Here is a 21,063-nt window from a genome sequence, read left to right on the forward strand (position 1 = left end):
CCGCAGGCACCGTCCGGCGACGGGACACCTGATCGGGCGGACCGGCCGGGCCCGGGCCGTCCTGGCCCTCCGGTGAGGACCGTCGACGCGGTGGTCGTCGGCGCGGGGCCCAACGGGCTGGTCGCGGCGAACGCGCTCGTGGACGCGGGCTGGGACGTCCTCGTGCTGGAGGAGCAGGACTCCCTCGGCGGCGCCGTGCGGACGGCCGAGGTGGCCGCACCGGAGTTCCGGACCGACCTGTTCTCCGCGTTCTACCCTCTCGCGGCGGCCTCCCCGGTGATCCGCGGCCTGCACCTGGAGGATCACGGACTCGCCTGGTCACGGGCGCCGTCGGTGCTCGCCCACGTCCTGGACGACGGCGCGGCCGCCGTGCTGCGCACCGCACCGGAGGACACGGCCGCGGACCTCGAGACGGAGGCCCCGGGGGACGGCGACGCGTGGCTCCGGATGTTCGCCGGCTGGACCCGGGTTCGCGAACCACTGCTCGACGCGCTGTTCAGCCCGCTGCCCGCCGCAGGCCCGGCACTGCGGCTGCTGCGCCGGGCGGGGGCCGCGGGAGCGCTGGACCTCGCCCGTCTCGCGGTGACGCCCGTGCGCCGCCTCGCCGACGAGAACTTTCGCGGCGCGGGCGGCGGACTCCTGCTCACCGGCAACGCCATGCACGCCGATGTCCCGCCGGACGCGGCCGGGAGCGGTCTGTTCGGCTGGCTGCTCACCATGCTCGGCCAGGACGTCGGGTTTCCCGTGCCGGTGGGCGGAGCCGGCTCCCTTGCGAACGCGCTGGCCGCGCGAGTGCGCGCAGGAGGCGGGGAGGTCCGCACCGGAACGCGTGTCGAGCGAGTGGTGGTGGCGGGCCGGCGCGCGGTCGGTGTCAGAACGGCCCACGGTGACCATGTCCGTGCCCGGCGTGCGGTGCTCGCCGACGTCAGTGCGCCCGCCCTGTACCGGGATCTCGTCGGGACGGCGCACCTGCCGCCGCGTTTCGTGCGAGACCTCGACCGGTTCCAGTGGGACCATCCGACCTTCAAGATCAACTGGGCGCTCGACCGCCCGTTCGCGTGGGCGGCCGGCGAGGCGCGGGGGGCCGGGACGGTTCATCTCGGCGTGGACGGACCCGGCTTCGTCGACGTCGCCGCCGCGCTGTCCAAGAACGAGATTCCGGACCGGCCCTTCCTGGTCCTCGGGCAGATGACGACGTCGGACCCGACACGCTCGCCCCGCGGCACGGAGTCCGCGTGGGCCTACACCCACGTGCCCCACGGCATCGAGTGGACCGCCGGCGCCGTGGCACGGCAACGAGACCGCATGGAGGACGCCCTCGACCGGGTCGCGCCCGGCTTCCGGGACGCCGTGGCCGGCCGGTCCGTGCAGAGTCCGGCGGACCTCCAGGCGGCGGACGCCAACCTGGTCGGAGGCGCGATCAACGGCGGGACGTCGGCGATCCACCAGGAGCTGATGTTCCGGCCCACCACGGGACGCGGCCGGCCCGAGACGCCGGTCGAGCGCCTGTATCTCGCGAGCGCCTCGGCCCACCCCGGTGGAGGCGTGCACGGCGCGTGCGGCTGGAACGCCGCACGTGCCGCGCTCGCCGCGTCGAACCCGTGGGGCAAGCTTCCGCGGGCGCTCGCGCGCAGCGCGTGGGGGCGGCTGCTGAACGACGCCTGACGGCGTGCGGCCCTGCTCGACCCGAGGCGCACCCGTCGCACGGGCGGTGGGCGGAGTCGTGCGGCGCAGCCGCAGCCGCGGGCGGTGGCCGGAGTCGTGCGGTCAGTGCGACCGTGGCGTGGGAGCCCGGCGTTCCGCGAGGAGGGTCAGCCGGCGCAGGGTCTCGACGTTCCGCGGCCCGATCACCCCGGTGCGCAGCGGCCGCGGGACGAGCGTGCCGGGCCCCCTGTCGGCATCTTCCGTCACCCTCACCCGGCATCCGCTGCCCGACGGCGACGGCGCGACCTCGATCAGGACGCGTGCCTCGCCCGCGGGCCACCCTCTCGCCTGCAGTTCGATCGAGCGTTCCGGGTCCCACGCCCGAACGACGGTCTCGTCGTCGAGCAGCATGGGCCAGGCGCCGACGGAGTGGAGGATGCGCGTACCCGGCTCGGGCCAGGTCCTGTCGACCGCGCGGATCCGCGCCGTACCGACGACCCAGCTCGAGTACGACCAGCCGTCGGCGAGCACTTCCAGGACATCGCCGGGAGCGCACCGGGCGGCCCGTGTCACGGTCACCATTCGTTCACGGTAACGGAGCGCCGGGTACCGGCAACCCCGGCGCGCGAGGAGATCGGCGCAACGCCCGGTGGGGTCCGCCGCACGCGGGATGCGGGTCGCACCCCTCTTGCCTAGAGTCGGCGGGAGAGCTTCGAGACGAGGAGCGAACCCGGAGAGGGAACGCCCGATGAACGAGATCGCACTCGTCACCGGCGGGTCCAGCGGCATCGGTCTCGCGATCGCGCGCGAGTTCGTGCGGCGAGGGCACGGCGTGCTGGTGGTGGCCGAACGCGGTGTGGACGAGGCCGTTCGACAGTTGCGCAAGAACACCGACGTGCCGGTGCTGGGCCTCCAGACCGACCTGGCCGTACCCGCCGGCGTCGAGGAGACCGCCGCCCGTGCGCGGCGTCTCGGGATACGCACGTTCGTCCTCAACGCGGGCGTGGGCGTCCACGGACCCTTCGCGCACTCGCCCCTCCGGGACGAGCTACGGCTCGTCGACCTGAACGTTCGTTCCGTGGTGCACCTGGCGCACCTCGTCGTGCCGGGCCTGGTCGCGGGCGGCGACGGAAGGCTCCTGGTCACGTCGTCGATCGCCGCGGCCATGCCCGCACCGCTGTTCGGCACGTACGGCGCGTCGAAGGCGTTCCTGCGGTCGTTCGCCTGGTCGCTGCGCCACGAACTCGCCGGCACCGGCGTCACCGTGACGACGGTGCTGCCCGCGGCGACGCGGACGCCGTTCTTCCGCGCGGCCGAGATGCAGCGTACGCATATCGGGCGGGCACCGAAGTCCAGGCCGGCGATGGTGGCGCGCCGGGCGGTCGACGCCCTCCACGACGGACGGGCCGAGGTGGCTCCCGGTGTCCAGGCGCGGGCGATGGTCGCGATCGCCAGAGTGCTTCCCCAGTCCGTGCGCACGGCGTTCCACGGGTGGTTCTACGCGCCGGGAACACCGCCGCCCGCCGCGGACGCGAGCCGTACGGACACGTCCGTGGTGCGACTGGGCGCCGACGATGTGAGCCTGGACGCCCGGCCCCGCCGGAGAAGGAGGCCACCGTGCGAGCCATGACGTACCGCGGACCGTACGACATCCGCGTCGAGGAGAAGGACATACCGCGCATCGAACACCCGAACGACGCGATCGTCCGGGTCACGACGGCGGCCATCTGCGGGTCGGACCTGCATCTCTATCACGGTCTGATGCCCGACACCCGCGTCGGTTCGACGTTCGGCCACGAGTTCGTCGGCGTGGTGCACGAGGTCGGTCCGTCGGTACGCGACCTCGCCGTCGGCGACCGCGTCATGGTGCCCTTCAACATCTACTGCGGCACCTGCTTCTTCTGCGCGCGGGGCCTGTACTCGAACTGTCACAACGTGAACCCGAACGCCACCGCGGCGGGCGGGATCTACGGCTACTCCCACACCACCGGCGGCTACGACGGCGGACAGGCCGAGTACGTGCGCGTGCCGTTCGCCGACGTGGGACCGGCGATCGTGCCCGACTGGATGGACGAGGAGGATGCCGTCCTGTGCACGGACGCGCTGGCCACCGGATACTTCGGCGCCCAGCTGGCCGACATCGCCGAAGGAGACGTCGTCGTCGTCTTCGGTGCCGGGCCCGTCGGCCTGTTCGCCGCCCGGTCGGCCTGGTTGATGGGAGCGGGTCGCGTCATCGTCGTCGACCACGTGGAGGACCGCCTGGCCAAGGCGCGCTCGTTCGCCCACGCCGAGACGTACGACTTCACGCGGCACAAGGACATCGTCGTCGAGCTGAAGCGCGCCACCGGCATGCTCGGAGCCGACCGGGTGATCGACGCCGTCGGCGCCGAGGCCGACGGCAACCTGCTCCAGCACGTGACAGGCACCAGGCTCAAGCTCCAGGGAGGGTCCCCGATCGCCCTCAACTGGGCCATCGACACCGCCCGGAAGGGCGGCACCCTGTCGGTCATGGGGGTCTACGGCCCCGTCCCCACCGCCGTCCGGTTCGGCGACGCGATGAACAAGGGCCTCACCCTGCGCGCCAACCAGACACCGGTGAAGCGGCAGTGGCCCCGCCTGTTCGAGCACATGCGCAACGGATACCTCAAACCGAACGACGTCGTGACCCACCGCATCCCGCTGGAACACATCGCCGAGGGATACCACATGTTCTCCGCCAAGCTCGACGGCTGCATCAAACCGCTCGTCGTGCCGGGCACCGCCTGACGGGAGACGACCATGCCGTACACGGCCGACAAGCCACCGCTGCCCGAGACACCGCAACAGCTGCGTGACCGTATCCCCGGCTGGGGCGCCGACCTGGACCCCGCCGACCGGCCCGCCGTCCCTCGCGAGGTGCGCGACCCGGCGACGGGAGCGCACTGGGACCTGCCCGAGCAGCAGGAGGAACGCCGGCCGCGGGAACGCTCCATCGAGCACGCCCGGCTGACGCCTGTCTTCGGGACCGCGGCGCCGACCCGAGGACTGTCGGGCGTGATCCGCCGGTTCTCCTACCGGCGCTTCGGCGAGGGCCGTACGGTCCGCTGGCTCCTGCTCATCGCGGCGGACCGGGTCGACGCCGTCGAGGGCCGTCTCACCTCGAGCCGCGGTTCCCGCGCCGAAGCCGCGGTGACCGGCACGGAGCCGCACCGGGGGCCGTCGAGCACACCGCGCCGCCCTCGTCCGCGCCGCAGTCCCCTCGGCCGCGCCCTGACCGTGGGGTCGTGGATCCTCGCCGGTGTGCTCGCCGGCAGAGCCGTGCGACGCATGGCCGGGCGGCGGGCGGGCCGCTGAGCGCGCGGCGAGCGGGCCGCTGAGCGTGCGGCAAGCGGGCCGCGAGCATGCGGCGGGCGGGGCCGTGACGGCTCAGATGTCCAGCAGGTCCGGGCTCAGGCCCGACTCCGTGTCGGGGACCCCGAGCTCCGCGGCGCGCTTGTCCGCGGTCGAGAGGAGCCGGCGGATACGCCCGGCCACCGCGTCCTTGGACAGCTGCGGGTCCGCCAGCCGCCCCAGCTCCTCGAGAGAGGCCTGCTTGTGGGCCAGCCGCAGCTCACCCGCCTGCCTCAGGTGGTCCGGCACGTCGTCACCGAGGATCTCGAAGGCACGCTGCACACGCGCCCCGGCCGCGACCGCCGCCCGCGCGGAGCGGCGCAGGTTCGCGTCGTCGAAGTTGGCCAGGCGGTTCGCCGTGCCCCGCACCTCGCGCCGCGCGCGCCGCTCCTCCCACACCTTCAGCGTCTCGGAGGCGCCGATCCGGCGCAGCATCGTCGCGATCGCGTCGCCGTCCCGGACCACCACCCGGTCGACACCGCGCACCTCCCGCGACTTCGCCGAGACACCGAGCCGCCGCGCGGCACCGACCAGCGCGAGGGCCGCCTCGGGCCCGGGGCTCGTGATCTCCAGCGACATGGACCGTCCCGGCTCCGTGAGCGAGCCGTGCGCCAGGAAGGCGCCCCGCCACACCGACTCGGCCTCCGCGACTCCCGACGACACGACCTCCGGCGCCAGGCCGCGCACCGGGCGGCCGCGCGCGTCGAGCAGGCCCGTCTGCCGGGCCAGCGACTCGCCGTCGCGCACCACCCGGACCACGAACCGCGACGACTTCCTGATGCCGCCCGCCTGGACCACGATCAGCTCGCTGGTGTGCCCGTACAGTTCGTGGATCGCCTGACGCAGCCGCGTGGCGGCCGACTCGTTGTCGAGCTCCGCCTCGATCACCACGCGCCCGGAGATGATGTGCAGCCCACCGGAGAACCGCAGCGTCGCGGACACCTCGGCCTTGCGGCACGACGTCTTCGCCACCCGCACGCGTGCGAGCTCCTCCTTGACCTGTCCCGTGAGCGCCATGGCCGCCATCCTGCCACGGACTCCCCGTCTTGCCACGGGGAGAATCGCGGAGGAGCGAGTGAAATGTCCCGGCGTGTTGCCCGCCGCCGTCCCGGCCCGGCACGGGCGAGTGCGCCGGCGCCACGGGCCCCGAGCGCTCGCCTCCCGGCCGGACCGGCCCGCGACGTACCACTGGTCCCTCGCGGCGCGTCAGACGTCCCCGAAGACGTCCTCGAACACGTCCCGGTACGCCGCCGCCAGGCGCAGCGCGTCGTGCCGTGCGGTGCCGTCGCCGCGCCGCACCTGCCGCATCAGGAGCTTCGCGCCCATGCGTCCGGCGGCGTCGTGGAGGTCCGACACGTCCTCCACGGCTGACGGGTCCGCCACCACGGCATCGATCCGCAGTCCCGGCGCGTGCTTGTGGAGCGCCTCCAGGTGGTCGACGGCGGTCAGTCCCGCGGTCTCCCCGCCGTCGGCCGACAGGTTGAGTGTGACGCACCTGCGCGCCGTCGTCTCGTGCAGGGCCTGTGCCAGTTCCGGCACCAGCAGGTGGACCAGTACCGACGAGTACCAGGATCCCGGTCCCAGGACCACCCAGTCGGCCTCCAGGACCGCCTCGACCGCCTCGGGGCTGGCGGGCGGGTCCGAAGGGACGAGTCGCAGCTGTTCGATGCGTCCGTCCGTGACGGCGACGCGGCTCTGCCCCACCACGGTCTCGACCGCGGACCGCCCGGGAGCGGGCTCGTGTGGTTCGCGCCGTACGTCCGCCTCGACGACGAGCGGTACGGACGCCATCGGCAGGACACGTCCCCGGGCGCCGAGCAGCTTGCCCACCCAGTCGAGCCCGGCGACCGGGTCACCGAGGAGCTCCCACAGCGCCACGATGAGCAGGTTGCCCACAGCGTGGTTGTCGAGGCCGCCGTCGGACCGGAACCGGTGCTGCAGCATCGCGCTCCACGTGCGGCCCCACTCGGAGTCGTCGCACAGCGCGGCGAGCGCCATGCGCAGATCCCCCGGGGGCAGGACCGAGAGCTCGTCGCGCAGCCGCCCGGACGACCCGCCGTCGTCGGCCACGGTGACGACGGCGGTGAGCCGGTCGGACATGAGCCGCAGGGCGGACAGCGTGGCCGACAGGCCGTGCCCTCCGCCGAGCGCCACGACGGCGGGGTTCTTGCTCCACTCTGGCCTCATCGGCACCTTCCTGCCCCTCCAGTGACATCTTCACGCGCTCGGCCACGCCGGGTACGTCCCGTACCCCGGTCCTTCTCCGAGCCCGTCGTCGACGTCGGCGCTCTCACTCACGTCCGAGGTCGCGTGCCGAGACCCGCACGCGATGCCCGGCCGCGCGCAGGCGATCCGCGATGGCGTCCGCCATCGCGACCGAGCGGTGCTTGCCGCCCGTGCAGCCCACGGCGATCGTGGCGTAGCGCTTCTCCTCCTCGAGGTAGCCCGTGAGGACGGGTTCGAGGGCCGACGCGTACCGGTCGACGAACTCGACCGCACCGGGCCGGGCGAGCACGTAGTCCCGTACCGGAGCATCGTGGCCGGTCAGGTGCCGCAACTCGGTGATCCAGTAGGGGTTGGCCAGGAACCGTACGTCCACCACGTGGTCCGCGTCCAGGGGTATGCCGTACTTGAAGCCGAACGAGAGCAGCGTGATGCGCAGCGTTTCCTGCGCGGGATCGGCGATGGACCGCCGGATCTCCCGGGAGAGGTCGTGCACGGACAGGTCGGAGGTGTCGATCGCGATGTCGGCACGTTCCTTGATGCTGGCCAGGAGCGAGCGCTCGGCCGTGATGCCGTCGAGGATCCGCCCGTCACCCTGCAGCGGGTGCGGGCGGCGGACCTGCTCGAAACGCCGTACCAGTACCTCGTCCGACGCCTCGAGGAACAGGATGCGATAGGCGACGTCACGCTCGCTCATGTGCGCGAGCACCTTGTCGAGCTCGCTGAAGAACTCTCTGCCGCGCACGTCGACCACCGCCGCGACGGAGTCGATCGTCGAGCCCTTGCTCATCAGGTCCACCAGCGGGACGAGCATCATCGGCGGCAGGTTGTCGACCACGTACCAGCCGAGATCCTCCACCACGGCCGCGGCGTGGGACCGCCCGGCGCCGGACATGCCCGTGATGATGAGGACCTCGGGCTGGGGATCTGCGGGGGCGGGGGCGTCCGCGTCGATCGCCGCGATGCCCGACGGTGCGGTCGTCGGGGACGGTTCGTTCATGTGTCCCAGCATGCCAGGCCCCGCGGGCTCACCGCTGCTCCGCCTCGCCGGCGGCCGCTGCCGCCGTGTCCTGCGCGTTCGCTCCACCGTTTCGCGCGCCTCCGGTGCCCGCGAGCGCCTGGACGACGGCGGCCGCCGTGGCCGCGCCCATGCCCCGGACGGTCGCGATCTCCTCGGCGGTGGCCGCGCGCAGCTTCTTGACCGAACCGAAGTGTGCCAGCAGGGCCTTCTTGCGGGCGGGGCCGAGTCCGGGGACGTCGTCCAGCACGGACGCGACCATGCCCTTGCTGCGCCGCTTGCGGTGCGCCTGGATCGCGAAGCGGTGGGCCTCGTCACGCACGCGCTGCAGCAGGTAGAGGCCCTCCGACGAGCGCCGCAGCACGACCGGGTAGTCGTCGCCGGGAATCCACACCTCCTCGAGCCGCTTGGCGAGCCCGCACAGGGCGACGTCGGTCACGCCGAGGTCGGCCAGGGCACGCGCGGCGGCCGCGACCTGAGGCGGACCGCCGTCGACGACGACGAGGCTCGGCGGGTAGGCGAACCTCTTCGTGTCCTCGGGCGGAGCGTCGTCGGGGTCGACCTCGCCCGACGCGAGCTCGACGTCGCCGGCTTTGAGCCGGTCGGCGAGATAGCGCTTGAAGCGCCGGGTGATCACCTCGTGCATGGCGGCGGTGTCGTCGCGTGCGCCGTCGCCCTCGGGCCCGCGGATGCTGAACGTGCGGTACTCGCTCTTGCGGGGCAGCCCGTCCTCGAACACGACCATGGATGCCGACTGGTAGGTGCCGCCGGTGTGGGAGACGTCGTAGCACTCGATGCGCAGCGGGGCGCTGTCGAGGTCGAGTGCCTCCTGGATCTCCTGGAGTGCCTGGCTGCGGGTGGTCAGGTCCCCGGCGCGGCGCGTCTTGTGCAGGACCAGTGAGTGCTCGGCGTTGCGCAGGACCGTGGCCGCGAGTTCCTTCTTGTCACCACGCTGCGGCACTCTCAGGTCCACGCGGGCTCCGCGCAGGCCCGTCAGCCACGCGGTGACCTGTCCCGGGTCCGGCGGCAGCACGGGGACCAGCACCTCACGCGGCACGGCGTCGCTCGGCGCCTCGTCTCCGCGCCGACGGCGCGCCTCGTGGTCCGGACGGCGCGGGGCGGCCGGTTCCTCGTCGGTACCGGACGCCGCCTCCAGGTCCGCGACGGCCCCGTAGACCTGCTGGAGCAGGTGCTCGACGAGCTCGGCGTCCGAGACGTCCTCCACCTTCTCCACGACCCACCCGCGCTGTCCTCGGATGCGCCCGCCGCGGACGTGGAACACCTGCACGGCGGCCTCCAGTTCGTCGCCCGCCAGCGCGAAGACGTCCGCGTCGGTCCCGTCGCCGAGCACCACCGCGTTCTTCTCGGTGGCGCGGCGCAGTGCCTCGATGTCGTCGCGCAGCCGGGCGGCGCGCTCGTACTCCATGGCCTCGGCGGCTTCGGTCATCTCGCTGGTCAGCCGCTTCTCGAAGCGCTTGGTCTCGCCGGACATGAAGTCGCAGAAGTCGAGCGCGAGCGCGCGGTGGTCCTCAGGGCTGATGCGCCCCACGCAGGGGGCCGAGCACTTGTCGATGTAGCCGAGCAGGCACGGCCGTCCGGACCGGGCAGCGCGCCGGTACACGCCGGCGGAGCAGGTGCGGATGGGGAAGACCCGCAGCACCTGGTCGAGCGTCTCGCGGATCGCCCAGGCGTGGCCGTACGGCCCGAAGTACCGGGTGCCCTTGCGCTTGGCGCCCCGCATCACCTGTGCGCGCGGGATCTCCTCACCGAGCGTCACCGCCAGGTACGGGTACGACTTGTCGTCCCGGTACTTCACGTTGAACCGCGGGTCGTACTGCTGGATCCAGGTGTACTCGAGCGCGAGTGCTTCCACCTCGGTTCCCACGACCGTCCACTCCACCGACGCGGCCGTGGTCACCATGGTGCGCGTACGGTGGTGCAGGTTGGCGAGGTCCTGGAAGTAGTTCGACAGGCGCTGGCGCAGGTTCTTCGCCTTGCCGACGTAGATCACTCGCCCGTGCTCGTCACGGAAGCGGTACACGCCCGGGGAGTTCGGGATCTCGCCGGGACGGGGACGGTAGGTGGCCGGATCTGCCATGCCCTGAACCCTAGGCCAGGTGTCTGACAACGCGCGGCCAGGTGACTGTCGACGCGCCCGGACCCGGCCGGGACCGCGCGCCCTACGCCGCGGCGGTCGCGAGCGGGGCCGGTTCCACGAGCACCTGGAAGTTCACCGAACGGGCGATGAAGCACATCGCGTGGGGCACGAGCCTCATATCTTTCCCAGAACGTATCGAAGAGAGCGGCGCCAGTCAGTCAGTCGAGCCAGACGAGCATGCCCATTTCGGCGTCGGCGGCTTGGCCGTAGAAGGTGATCAGCTTCTCTAGCCAGTGGGCCAGGTAGTCGAGATCCTCGTCATCCCAGCCCGTTGCCGGGTAGATGTCGGACGCCGTGAACTCCTTCCGCGGCACGGCGCGGACGATCGTCTTCGGGTCCAGCTCGTTCAGCTTGCCGGCCAGTTCGCGAACCCGCCCGGGTGTCAGGGACGACGGCGGACCGTAACCCCAGTCGCCAGCACCTGGCACTTGTGCGTCACCGTAGATCACGGCTGTGTCGACATCGGCGCGCTCAAGGGCGAATGCGATCCCGTGCCATGCCTTGTCGATGTCGAACAACCGAGAATCTCGCGTCTCCCCGCGATCCTCAGCGTCGTACAGCTCTTCGATCAACCGCTCGGCCCATCCCGGATCGGCCAATGCCTTGTCCAGATCCTGCGGATCGAGCCGGAAGTACTCACCGATCATGCTCACCGATCAGACCCTAACGCCTCGGACGGTATCCGAGCTGGCTTCGACGCCCCGAGGTCGAGCTGGCGCCAGCGAATTGCTGCGCCTGCTCGTGCCCGCCGAGCCGTGCGGTCCCTGGAACCGCCGAGCAGGTGACCCGACCCGTCGTGGTAGGTCGAACGGGATCTGATCGGTCTCAGTTCCGTCGCTCGGTCCGCTTGAGGCTCGGGTCCTGCTACTCGGGACCTTGCCCGTGCCGTGGGCTGGACGTCGGCGCTGCACCGCTCCTTGCGGCGCGCAGGGCGGTGATCGCGTCGTGGATACGCTGGCGTAGGTGGTCGTCGTCCCACACGAGGCTGTGCCAGTCGCCAGAGGTGACGATGCGAGCGTCCTGTTCGGCGAGGGCCCGCAGTCCGGGAACGGCGGCGGGATCACCCATCTCGGTGAGCAGGTCGACGGCGTCGGTGCTGCCCCATGGGCTCGCGACCTCTTCGAGGAGCCGTGGGACCAGACCTGGGGTGCCAGTGCCGGCACGCCAGAGTGCTCGCGCCGCCGGAACACGTGCATTGGCGCGAAACGACTCGGTCTTCTCGACCAGGCCACGCAGTGCGGGAAGGAACGGCCCGAGGAACTCGGGCGGGAACTCGGCGCACAGCTGGGCCGCTCGGGCGGCGGGCCTGTCCCCCGCCTCCAGTACCGCGTTCAAGGTCGGGGCCACGGCGTCGAGGTCCCCGGTCGCGCGCCACAGGATGCGGGCTGCGGCGACCTGGAGCTCCCGGTCGGGGTAGGTCTCGGCGGCCTCGCCTGTCAGGTGTGCTCGCAGGCGAGGTGCCAGGGGCGCCGCATCGGGTCCGGCGTCGGCGACGAGATTCAGGTCCCAGTCGGTGATCCGCTGCCCGGTGTCCAGGAGTTTCGCGCCCGCCGCGACCAGCGGTCCGGAGTCGCCGCACACCCGGTGCAGGGTGTGAGCTGCCCGCAGCGCGGTGAGCCCGTCGCCGTCGGCCGCCGCGCGGAGCACGGTCTCGGCGTCACGGGCGTCCGAGCCGATCGCGGCCAGCGCCGCCGGAACGGCGAACGGGGCAGCAGGGAGGGCGTCGATGAGGACGTCGAGGGCCGGTGCCGCGGCCGGCCCCCAACCGCGCAGAACCGCGATCAGCGGACCGGGGCCGTTCGGCCAGCCGGCGGGTGTCGCCCACTCGGCACGCTCCATCTCGGAAGCGGCCAGGAGGGTCGCCAGTCGGTCACGAACGGCTGCCAGGAAGTCCGGGTCGAACGCCGGGAGGTTGTCGCCCAGCAGCCGCAGCGCGTCGGGTGACCGGCCGCGTCCCCACGCCCGGACCAGGGCTGGCACGACGCGGCGGTCTCGCAGCCGGATCAGGACAGCGATGGCCATGTTCGCGCTGCCGCGGTGGTCGACGACGTCCCCGAGCGCCAGGCGCGCCAACTCCGGCGCCAGACCGGACGCCGCGTGACCGGTCTGGGCAGCGGCCTCGACCGCAGCGGCCACGACCCCGGCATCGTCCTCGGCCAGAAGCTCGTGCAGGTGGCCGACGGACTCCCGTGCGGCCGACCGGCTGGCACGCGCACGGCGGGCAAGGTTCTGCGTCTGGCGGATGCGACTCTCCGAGGAGCCGGTCCCCATCAGGGAGACGACGGTCCGTGCGGCAGCAGCGTCGAGGCGCTCTATCACTCCGTCGTCCCCGGCGAAGGACTCGGTCCACGCCCCGCCCCACTCCGCCTCCCGGCCGATCGCGGGCGCGAGGTCTCCGAGCGCCTCGACAGGGACCACGCGGCCGGCGTCCAGGAGCGCGTGAGCCGCCGCGAGGGGAAGCGGGAACGGGCCACGCAGCACGGCCTCGGCCAACGGGAGGCCGGCGCCGGGGTCGACCGCGCACAACCCCAGCACGATCCCCGCCCGGACCTGCTCGTCTTCCTCGACCTCCCACCGCGCGGCCAGAGCCGACGCGGCGCCCTCAGCACCCGAGTGGGCAACCGCGTAGGTGGCTGCCTCCCGCACCGCACTGTCGGAATCCGCGAGCAGCGGCAGGAGCGCATCCGCATGGGCTCGCAAGGCCTCCCGGACCGCGGGCAGAGCGCTGCCATCACTCACGCGCGGGTCCCCGAACCCACCCAGCGCGAAGCACAAGGCATCCCGGTGATGAACGGCGCGGCCCGCGGCCAGGTCCACCACGAACGGCACTGCGGCGGCGGTTACGGGATAGACCGTCCCCTGATGCCAGATCGAGGAGAAGAACTCATCCAACGCCTCGCCGGCAACGTCCTCCTCCGGCGACGCGAGCCCACGCAAGATCTCGGCCGCATCACCCGCAGGCCCGTAGGCTCCGCTCAGGTCACTCCAGGTGATCGTGTCTACGTCGTCGAGCACCGCGTGAGCCTATCCGCTGATGGCGGTCTTCGGCGGCACCCACCGGAAGCCCATCAACTACCGTCAGTCGGGCCGCGTCCAAATCCATGGGAACTCAGCGCTTCTGGTATCGCGAGACACGAGTCGCGATGAGATCGCGGGCAGCCTCGACGGCCTCGGGGAGCAGCGCATGCTTGGGAATCAGAATCGGTGTCGGCAGGATGGTGTGTGAGACGTAGAGCAGGAACGCTCTCTTGCTCTCAAGTGCAACGGAGACCGCGCTCCAGCTGTATGTCGATGTCGCCCCGTCCTGGTCCAGGGTGATGCCGTCCGGGCTGATCTGGCAGGTCGTGGCACGCCGAGCCCCTGGCTGTGTGCGCCAGAGCCGTCGCGCTCCCAGAACCGGGCCCAGAACGGAAGCCCAGAGGACAACCACCAGCGAGGCCGTCACAAGTGTTAGGGAAAACGCGGTTCCTACAAGATCGTTCCGCCAGCCCACGGCCAGGAACAGCCCGAGCACGACGAGCACCGTGAAGAACGGAACTATTCCGCGCGGCACAGAAAGCCGCACGAATTCCCTCACGTCGCCCCGCTCAGGACTCCACCGCGCCTCGATCACCTGCTCGGACGTCGAGCTCTCAGGATGCACCCGGGCAATCCTGTCACAGCACGCCAGGATCGACGAGCCCCTACATCCATTCATCTTCGCCGCCGTGCGTATCACGAACTCGCAGGCACCGTGATCGTCGCGGTGCGGACGCTTCACGCGGATCCTGCCAGCAGCCCCTCACCAGCGCACGTGTCGCGATACCGAAAGTGCCGAGCAGGCTGACCACCGCGACCCCTCAGCCGGGGCACGCACGCGAGGGTTGTCAGCTCCGGTTCGACGTGCTGCCAGATCGCCTCCGCCTGCGCAGGCTTGCTATCCGTTCCTCGAAGCGATCGATGAGAACGTCGAGGGAGACGAGTTCGATGCCCTGGCGCAGTTTGCCGAAAGCCTTGGGCTCCTCGACAGCCGCGGCCCGTGACTCGACTGACATCTGCTCGACGAGCATCCCGCGCTCCTCGGCGTCCAGCGTCGTGTCCCCGGTCAGCTCTTGAGTCATCGCTCGGATCATCGGGTGTCGGCCGAGCGTCTCCCGGCCCGCTACCAGCCCAGGACGGCCCACAGCGGCCGATCTTCAGGCGCGCTCGACGGCCGCCACGATGGGTGCCGGTTCGACCAGCACCGGGAAGTTCACCGAACGCGCCAGAAAACACATGTCATGAGCGCGGAAGTGCAGCACCTCAGCCTGCTCGTCCGTGGCCATCTCACCCTCGTCAACCACGATCTTCGGATGCAGCGTCACGTCCGTGAACTGCCCCTCGCCGCGGGACTCGACACGCATCGTGCCGGTCGCCGAGTCCGTGTACTCCCGCACCACGAGCCCGCTGGCGGCAGCCAGGTGGAGGAACCACAGCATGTGGCACTGGCTGAGGCTCGCCACGAACAGCTCCTCCGGGCTGTACCGGCCCGGGTCCCCGCGGAAGGCCGGGTCGGCCGTACCCGGCAGCGGTGGCTTGTGCGCCAGCAGGACGTCATGGTCGCGCGAGTACGCGGTGTAGGACGACGTCCCCGTGTCCCCCGCTCCGGTCCAGGTCACCTCGACGGCATAGTCATGCGTGGCTCCGCTCATGGGGATCACCCTAACCACGTGATGTGACCGGGGCCACGACTCGCGGGGACGCGCAGCCCGGCGCGGTTCCTCCCGCTCACGCCGGCGGGATGTGGCGCACCGTGACGGCGCTCTTCTCCCTCGGGGTGCGGCCACCCTCCACGCCGACGAGTTCCAGCTCACCCTCACCGAACAGGTCCACGCGACCGCCGAGCTCCACGTCGACCGTGGCCCGCCCGCCGTCGTCCGAGCGCACGAGGAGACGCGCCGTCGGCACCCCCTCGCGCGGCCCGGCGATCATGACGCCGATCCGTGCGGCGCCGATCCGCAGCTGCGCGCTCTGCTTGATCCGGACGACCGGTCGCCCGGCCCTGTCGTCGGCCATGGCCGCTCCTCCCGCTCGTTCACCGGTGCCGGTCACGACATCGACCCGCCGTAGGTCACGGTGGCGAAGTTCTCGTAGAACTCGTCCGCCGTCATCGTGATCGTGCCGGGCTTGGTCTCCCCGTCCGAGCCCGTGCCGCCACCAGGACCCCACGGGTTGACGAGGGTGATCGTCTCGCCGTCCGACGAGACGCTCTCGACGGTGTAGACGTGATTGTTCACGACCTCCTTGTCCGGTGGCGGGTCGCCGAACCAGCCACCGCCGTCCGGGCTGGAGGCCACCACCGGCTCCCCGTTCTCCAGGCGCTCGCCGATCGACTCGAGGCTCGGCGGGTCGTCCCACGCCCAGAACGGGTCGAGATCGTCGCTGGACGTGCTCTGACCGGTCATCATCTCGAGCGCCCTGGCCGGGTTGTCGTACTCGATGTCGTCGTACTCGCCGCCCAGGAACTCCACGGCGGCCTTCTCGTAGATGGAGATCCACGACGGGTCCCCGCTCGGGTCTCCCGCGGCCCCCTCGTACACGTTCGAGTCCACGGTGATCTCCACCGGCTCGCCGTCCTCGTAGAACGTGACGGTGTAGGTTCCGTCCTCGGCGTCGTACTCGATGTGCTCCCGGATCCAGTCCGGGTTCTGCTCGGCGATGGCGCCCGCCGAGGCGAGGAACCAGCAGTCCGCGAGGCTGCCCTGATCGATCTCGCTCGCGTCGATGGCCTCGTCGGTGAGGGGCACCTCCCCGGCGTCCTCCAGGTCTCCGAGGTCGCCGACGGCCTTGTCACCCTGGCCGTCGCGCGAGCTCAGGTCCGTACCCTCGGGGGCCGGACGGGACGACGGGCCGGCGCCTCCGCCCGCGCCGTCGTACGAGTCGCTCGTGCGCTCCTGGTCGTCCGCGTTCTCGACGGCGCGCCGGCCGGCCTCCGCGAGGTCCCGTGCCGCCGCGCGCAGGGCGGCGGCGTGGGTCGTCTGCCACTCCTCGACGAACCCCTCGTGGTCGGGGCCGAACCAGTCCGTGCCGGTCACCGCCTCCGCGACCCGGCCGACAGCGGTCTCGAGCACCTCACCCCGCTGGACCATCGCGTGACCCAGCGCCCGCAGCGCCGCGATGTCCGCACCGTAGATCTCCGACATCCCCGACATCCTCCCTCGTCGGGATCACTGTAGAGCACCGCCGGAGGGCCGACCACCACCACGGACGGGGACGTCACCCCATGGCCTACGGGTCCGCCTCGGGGTATACCGCCGGACGGCGAGGCGGGGCCGCCTGCCGGCGGAGGGAGGGCCACCGACCGCGGAGGAGGGGTCACCTGCCGGCGAAGGAGGGCCACCGACCGCGGAGAAGGACGAGCCACCGATGGCGAAGGAGCGCATGTGCCGTTCGTCACAGGGCGGCGATCCCGGCCCCACGGGCCGGACCGTGCGCGGCCGAGCCCCGCACGGGGCGCGACGTGGCCGTCGGGGGCCAATGGACGCGCCGGTTCCAGGTCTCGGACCGAGCGGCGGTCGGGCGATGCTTGGCATACTTTTTACGGCCGGCGCACGCCTCGTCACCACCGGCGAACTCGGTGACGGTAAAGGATTTCACACGCCGATCGGCACGAGGGCCTAGGACCTCTTTGCCCGGGTATGCGAGTCTTAGGGAGTTACCCACACGCGGCAAACCCCAGGGGTGATTTCCGTGCCGACCAGCACAGACGCCACGGCCACCTACGACGACATCGGACCACTCATCTGCGTCACGCGACCGTACTACGCCCTCGAGGATCTCCGCAGCACCGTGCCCGGGCGTGCCACCGCTGTCATACCCGTCCAGGCACCGCCCGGCCGCCAGACCCAGGTGATCGGCGTCGGTGAGGTCGGCCGCCACCTGGCGGTCCTCGGCCTGTCGGCGGCCGCCACGAGCAACCCGGCCGCCGGACGTCACTTCTACCTCGCCCACCGCGCCGTGGGCCGCATGTACCCGGCCGGCGAGTCGCCGGCGCCCGGCCCGCTGACCGGCAGCGCGGTGGTCCAGGGCCAGAACCGCCGGCAGGCAGTCGTGCACACGGAACTCCGAGATTCCGCAGGCGCTCTCGTCGCCCGGATGGACGTGCAGTACAAGGTCATGACCGCTGCCGTGTTCCACCGGCTCATGGGCCCACCCACGGAGAGCGACGCCGAGAGCCCGGAGAACCCGTACGCCGCCCCGATGCCGGTCTGCGACGTGTCCGTCCACGGACAGCGGGGCAACGCGAAACTCGAGGTCAAGGCCGAGATGTGTCGCGGTCACTTCGACGGGTTCCCTGCGCTGCCCGTCTCGATGGCCAGCTACGCCTCGTTCGAGGTGTTCCACCGCGTGCTCGACGTCATCGCGGGCCCGGACTCGCGCTGGCGATGCGGCGCGTTCCGCCTGAAGGCCGACCATCTGGCCATGGCCGGCCAGACCTGCACCGTCGAGATCGAGCCCACCAAGCCCCGCCTCGCCTCGCAGGCATTCAGCGGCACGGTACGCACGGCGGAACAGCGAACGGCGGTCCGCATCTGGGTCGACTACGACGTCGTATGACGGCTTCCTGCCCGCCCGGCCGCCAGGCGCCGCCACCGGCGAGCCATGGCGCCCGGGCAGGGGGCGGTGCGGACCCGCCGCGTCAGCCTGCGACGGCAGCCTTGCGGCGGCGAGCCCGGCTCTTGGCACCGCTCGCCACCGAGGAGGCCGGGGACACGCCGTTCACCGGTGCGCCGACGGGCACCGTACCGTCGAGGATCTCCGCGAGGAAGGTGCCGGTGTGTGACTCCGGCACCGCCGCGACCGTCTCGGGGGTCCCCTCGGCCACGACCAGGCCGCCCCCGGAGCCACCCTCCGGTCCCATGTCCACGACCCAGTCGGCATTCTTCACGACATCGAGGTTGTGCTCGATGACGATGACCGAGTTCCCCTTGTCCACCAGCGACTGCAGTACGCCCAGCAGCTTGCGGATGTCCTCGAAGTGCAGACCCGTGGTCGGCTCGTCGAGGACGTAGATCGTGCGGCCCGTGGAACGCTTCTGGAGTTCGGTGGCCAGCTTCACGCGCTGGGCCTCCCCGCCGGACAGGGTCGGGGCGGGCTGCCCCAGCCGGACGTACCCGAGACCGACATCGACCAGCGTCTTCATGTAGCGCGAGATGGCGGGGAAGGCTTCGAAGAACTCGGCGGCCTCCTCGATCGGCATGTCGAGAACGTCGGCGACCGTCCTGCCCTTGAAGTGCACCTCGAGCGTCTCGCGGTTGTACCGCGCCCCGTGGCACACCTCGCACGGCACGTAGACGTCGGGCAGGAAGTTCATCTCGATCTTGATCGTCCCGTCACCGGTGCAGGCCTCGCAGCGGCCGCCCTTGACGTTGAACGAGAACCGACCGGGCCCGTACCCGCGCACCTTCGCCTCGGTCGTCTCGGCGAACAGCTTGCGCACCCTGTCCCACACACCCGTGTACGTCGCCGGGTTGGAGCGCGGCGTGCGGCCGATCGGGCCCTGGTCCACGTGCACCACCTTGTCGAGGTGCTCCATGCCGGTGACCCGGGTGTGCCGGCCCGCCACCTGACGCGCACCGTTCAGCTCGTTCGCGAGCACGGTGTGCAGGATCGAGTTCACCAGCGTGGACTTGCCCGAGCCCGACACTCCGGTGACCGCGGTGAAGACACCGAGCGGGAAAGACACGTCGATGCCACGCAGGTTGTTCTCCCGTGCCCCGACGACGGTCAGCGTCCGGTGCCGGTCCGTCGGCCGGCGAACGGCCGGGACCGGGATCTCCCGCTGTCCCGACAGGTAGGCACCCGTCACCGACTCGGCCGAGCCCAACAGCCCTGCCAGGTCACCCGAGTGGACGACACGTCCGCCGTGCTCGCCCGCGCCCGGCCCCACGTCGACGATCCAGTCGGCCGCGCGGATCGTGTCCTCGTCGTGCTCGACGACGATCAGCGTGTTGCCCAGGTCGCGCAGGCGCGTGAGCGTCTCGATGAGTCGCCGGTTGTCCCGCTGGTGCAGTCCGATGGACGGCTCGTCCAGCACGTACAACACACCCACCAGACCCGATCCGATCTGCGTGGCGAGGCGGATGCGCTGCGCCTCACCCCCCGACAGCGTGCCGGCGGGCCGTTCGAGGGTGAGGTAGTGCAGCCCGACGTCGAGCAGGAAGCCGAGGCGCGCGTGGATCTCCTTGAGCACCTCCGCGGCGATCTGCCGCTCACGCTCCCCCAGTTCCAGGCCCTTGAGGAACTCCGCCGCTGCGGAGATCGGCAGGCGGCACACCTCCGCGATGGACCGGCCGCCGACCTTCACCGCGAGGACCTCTGGCTTGAGGCGCGCGCCGTCGCACACGGGGCACGGCACCTCGCGCATGAACGCCTCGTACTTCTCCTTGGACCAGTCGGAGTCCGTCTCCCGGTGCCGCCGCTCCAGGAAGGTGATGACCCCCTCGAAACCGGTCGAGTACTGGCGCTCCCGGCCCCAGCGGTTGCGGTACCGCACATGCACCTCGTGGTTGCGTCCGTGCAGCACGGCCTCCCGTGCACGCTGCGGCAGCGCACGCCAGGGGGCGTCCATGTCGAACTTCATCTCCTCCGCGAGCGCCGTCAGCACCCGCTCGAAGTACTCGCTGGAGGTCTGGGCCCACGGCACGACCGCGCCGTCACGCAACGACTTCTCCTCGTCCGGCACCACGAGGTCGGGGTCGACCTCGAGTCGGAACCCGATCCCCGTGCATTCGGGGCACGCGCCGTACGGGGCGTTGAAGGAGAACGTACGCGGCTCGATCTCGTCGAGCGCGAGCGGGTGGTCGTTGGGACAGGAGCGCTTCTCGGAGTACTTGCGGAAGCGGTCGGGATCGTCGGCGTCGAGGTCGACCAGGTCGACCATGACGAGGCCGCCGGCCAGGCCGAGGGCCGTCTCGACGGAGTCGGTCAGGCGGCGCTGCACGCCCTCCCGGGCCACGAGACGGTCCACGACGACCTCGATGTCGTGCTTGAGCTTCTTCTCCAGCGCCGGCGGTTCGGCGAGCTGGACCACCTCGCCGTCGACGCGAGCGCGGGCGAAGCCCTTGGCCCCGAGTTCCTTGAACAGGTCGGCGTACTCGCCCTTGCGGCCACGCACCACGGGAGCGAGCACCTGGTAGCGCGTGCCCTCCGGCAGCTCGAGGACGCGGTCGACGATCTGCTGGGGTGTCTGGGACCGGATCTCCTCGCCACAGACCGGGCAGTGCGGCGTCCCGGCCCGGGAGAAGAGCAGGCGCAGGTAGTCGTACACCTCGGTGATGGTCCCGACCGTCGAGCGGGGGTTCCGGTTCGTGGATTTCTGGTCGATCGACACCGCGGGACTCAGTCCCTCGATGAAGTCGACATCCGGCTTGTCCATCTGGCCGAGGAACTGGCGCGCGTAAGCGCTCAGGGACTCGACGTAGCGGCGCTGGCCCTCGGCGAAGATGGTGTCGAAGGCGAGCGAGGACTTCCCGGACCCGGACAGGCCCGTGAAGACGATCAGCGCGTCCCTGGGAAGGTCCAGGTCTGCGTTCTTGAGGTTGTGCTCACGCGCACCAGATACGACCAGCCGATTGCTCACCCGAGCATCCTAGGCCGAGACTCTGACATTCGCACGCGTGTTCTATGCCAC

At 71.4% G+C, this 21,063-nt stretch carries 18 protein-coding genes; 5 read left to right on the forward strand and 13 right to left on the reverse strand.

What is annotated here, in order from left to right:
* The first annotated feature begins 72 nt into the window (after positions 1 to 72).
* Positions 73 to 1,665 carry a phytoene desaturase family protein gene (locus J0911_RS15530; protein WP_307865114.1) on the forward strand — a complete coding sequence of 531 codons (1,593 nt, stop codon included), beginning with the start codon at positions 73 to 75 and terminating at the stop codon, positions 1,663 to 1,665.
* Positions 1,666 to 1,767: 102 nt separating this feature from the next.
* Here J0911_RS15530 and J0911_RS15535 read toward each other — a convergent pair whose 3' ends face one another.
* Positions 1,768 to 2,226, reverse strand: a complete 459-nt coding sequence (locus J0911_RS15535) for an SRPBCC family protein (RefSeq protein ID WP_207276377.1) — start codon at positions 2,224 to 2,226, stop codon at positions 1,768 to 1,770.
* Between the two features lie 166 nt (positions 2,227 to 2,392).
* Here J0911_RS15535 and J0911_RS15540 point away from each other — a divergent pair, with 166 nt between their 5' ends.
* From J0911_RS15540 to J0911_RS15550, 3 genes are read left to right on the forward strand one after another with little or no spacing between them, the layout of a single operon-like run.
* Entirely contained in the window at positions 2,393 to 3,274 is an 882-nt protein-coding gene (locus J0911_RS15540; protein WP_207276378.1) for an SDR family NAD(P)-dependent oxidoreductase, read from the forward strand.
* The gene (locus tag J0911_RS15545) at positions 3,262 to 4,410 is read left to right on the forward strand and encodes a zinc-dependent alcohol dehydrogenase (protein ID WP_207276379.1); all 1,149 of its coding nucleotides are present in this window, start codon (positions 3,262 to 3,264) and stop codon (positions 4,408 to 4,410) included. The genes J0911_RS15540 and J0911_RS15545 overlap by 13 nt, the downstream gene beginning before the upstream one ends.
* Positions 4,411 to 4,422: 12 nt before the next feature.
* A complete protein-coding gene (locus tag J0911_RS15550) occupies positions 4,423 to 4,977 on the forward strand; it encodes a hypothetical protein (RefSeq protein WP_207276380.1) in 555 nt (184 codons plus the stop codon).
* Positions 4,978 to 5,049: 72 nt separating this feature from the next.
* Here J0911_RS15550 and whiA read toward each other — a convergent pair whose 3' ends face one another.
* The 11 genes from whiA to J0911_RS15605 form a co-directional block, all read right to left on the reverse strand.
* Positions 5,050 to 6,030 carry a DNA-binding protein WhiA gene (gene whiA / locus J0911_RS15555; RefSeq protein ID WP_207276381.1) on the reverse strand — a complete coding sequence of 327 codons (981 nt, stop codon included), beginning with the start codon at positions 6,028 to 6,030 and terminating at the stop codon, positions 5,050 to 5,052.
* 189 nt (positions 6,031 to 6,219) lie between these two features.
* Positions 6,220 to 7,200 (reverse strand): gluconeogenesis factor YvcK family protein, encoded by a 981-nt coding sequence (locus tag J0911_RS15560; protein WP_207276382.1) that lies wholly within the window; start codon positions 7,198 to 7,200, stop codon positions 6,220 to 6,222.
* Positions 7,201 to 7,303: 103 nt separating this feature from the next.
* The gene (gene rapZ, locus J0911_RS15565) at positions 7,304 to 8,236 is read right to left on the reverse strand and encodes an RNase adapter RapZ (protein ID WP_207276383.1); all 933 of its coding nucleotides are present in this window, start codon (positions 8,234 to 8,236) and stop codon (positions 7,304 to 7,306) included.
* Positions 8,237 to 8,264: 28 nt separating this feature from the next.
* On the reverse strand, positions 8,265 to 10,352 hold the full coding sequence (uvrC, locus tag J0911_RS15570; protein ID WP_207276384.1) for an excinuclease ABC subunit UvrC: 2,088 nt from the start codon (positions 10,350 to 10,352) through the stop codon (positions 8,265 to 8,267).
* A 218-nt stretch (positions 10,353 to 10,570) separates the two neighbouring features.
* Positions 10,571 to 11,059: a YfbM family protein gene (locus J0911_RS15575; RefSeq protein WP_242636865.1), complete on the reverse strand. Its 489-nt coding sequence runs from the start codon at positions 11,057 to 11,059 to the stop codon at positions 10,571 to 10,573.
* 217 nt (positions 11,060 to 11,276) lie between these two features.
* Positions 11,277 to 13,427, reverse strand: coding sequence for a HEAT repeat domain-containing protein (locus J0911_RS15580; RefSeq protein WP_207276386.1), 2,151 nt, complete (start codon positions 13,425 to 13,427; stop codon positions 11,277 to 11,279).
* Positions 13,428 to 13,521: 94 nt separating this feature from the next.
* A complete protein-coding gene (locus J0911_RS15585; protein ID WP_207276387.1) occupies positions 13,522 to 14,172 on the reverse strand; it encodes a YcxB family protein in 651 nt (216 codons plus the stop codon).
* 106 nt (positions 14,173 to 14,278) lie between these two features.
* Positions 14,279 to 14,512, reverse strand: coding sequence for a hypothetical protein (locus J0911_RS15590; protein ID WP_207276388.1), 234 nt, complete (start codon positions 14,510 to 14,512; stop codon positions 14,279 to 14,281).
* Between the two features lie 75 nt (positions 14,513 to 14,587).
* Positions 14,588 to 15,082: an OsmC family protein gene (locus tag J0911_RS15595; protein ID WP_207276389.1), complete on the reverse strand. Its 495-nt coding sequence runs from the start codon at positions 15,080 to 15,082 to the stop codon at positions 14,588 to 14,590.
* Positions 15,083 to 15,158: 76 nt separating this feature from the next.
* Positions 15,159 to 15,446: a hypothetical protein gene (locus J0911_RS15600; protein ID WP_207276390.1), complete on the reverse strand. Its 288-nt coding sequence runs from the start codon at positions 15,444 to 15,446 to the stop codon at positions 15,159 to 15,161.
* Between the two features lie 32 nt (positions 15,447 to 15,478).
* Positions 15,479 to 16,573, reverse strand: coding sequence for a C2 family cysteine protease (locus J0911_RS15605; RefSeq protein ID WP_207276391.1), 1,095 nt, complete (start codon positions 16,571 to 16,573; stop codon positions 15,479 to 15,481).
* A 547-nt stretch (positions 16,574 to 17,120) separates the two neighbouring features.
* On the opposite strand from J0911_RS15605, the gene J0911_RS15610 reads away from it, so the two are divergent.
* Complete coding sequence (locus tag J0911_RS15610; RefSeq protein WP_207276392.1) at positions 17,121 to 17,987, forward strand: hypothetical protein; 867 nt, start codon at positions 17,121 to 17,123, stop codon at positions 17,985 to 17,987.
* A gap of 82 nt (positions 17,988 to 18,069) precedes the next feature.
* On the opposite strand, the gene uvrA is transcribed toward J0911_RS15610, so the two are convergent.
* Entirely contained in the window at positions 18,070 to 21,012 is a 2,943-nt protein-coding gene (uvrA, locus tag J0911_RS15615; RefSeq protein WP_207276393.1) for an excinuclease ABC subunit UvrA, read from the reverse strand.
* Between the last annotated feature and the right edge of the window lie 51 nt (positions 21,013 to 21,063).

The sequence above is a fragment of the Myceligenerans salitolerans genome, assembly GCF_017349295.1.
Taxonomy (GTDB): Bacteria; Actinomycetota; Actinomycetes; order Actinomycetales; family Cellulomonadaceae; genus Myceligenerans; species Myceligenerans salitolerans.

Coding starts and splice junctions, on each gene's coding strand:
- J0911_RS15535 (WP_207276377.1), bottom strand. CDS start 2,226: ATGGTGACCGTGACACGGGCCGCCCGGTGCGCTCCCGGCGATGTCCTG.
- J0911_RS15540 (WP_207276378.1), top strand. CDS start 2,393: ATGAACGAGATCGCACTCGTCACCGGCGGGTCCAGCGGCATCGGTCTC.
- J0911_RS15590 (WP_207276388.1), bottom strand. CDS start 14,512: ATGACTCAAGAGCTGACCGGGGACACGACGCTGGACGCCGAGGAGCGC.
- J0911_RS15595 (WP_207276389.1), bottom strand. CDS start 15,082: ATGAGCGGAGCCACGCATGACTATGCCGTCGAGGTGACCTGGACCGGA.
- J0911_RS15600 (WP_207276390.1), bottom strand. CDS start 15,446: ATGGCCGACGACAGGGCCGGGCGACCGGTCGTCCGGATCAAGCAGAGC.
- whiA (WP_207276381.1), bottom strand. CDS start 6,030: ATGGCGCTCACGGGACAGGTCAAGGAGGAGCTCGCACGCGTGCGGGTG.
- uvrC (WP_207276384.1), bottom strand. CDS start 10,352: ATGGCAGATCCGGCCACCTACCGTCCCCGTCCCGGCGAGATCCCGAAC.
- J0911_RS15560 (WP_207276382.1), bottom strand. CDS start 7,200: ATGAGGCCAGAGTGGAGCAAGAACCCCGCCGTCGTGGCGCTCGGCGGA.
- J0911_RS15605 (WP_207276391.1), bottom strand. CDS start 16,573: ATGTCGGAGATCTACGGTGCGGACATCGCGGCGCTGCGGGCGCTGGGT.
- J0911_RS15575 (WP_242636865.1), bottom strand. CDS start 11,059: ATGATCGGTGAGTACTTCCGGCTCGATCCGCAGGATCTGGACAAGGCA.
- rapZ (WP_207276383.1), bottom strand. CDS start 8,236: ATGAACGAACCGTCCCCGACGACCGCACCGTCGGGCATCGCGGCGATC.
- J0911_RS15550 (WP_207276380.1), top strand. CDS start 4,423: ATGCCGTACACGGCCGACAAGCCACCGCTGCCCGAGACACCGCAACAG.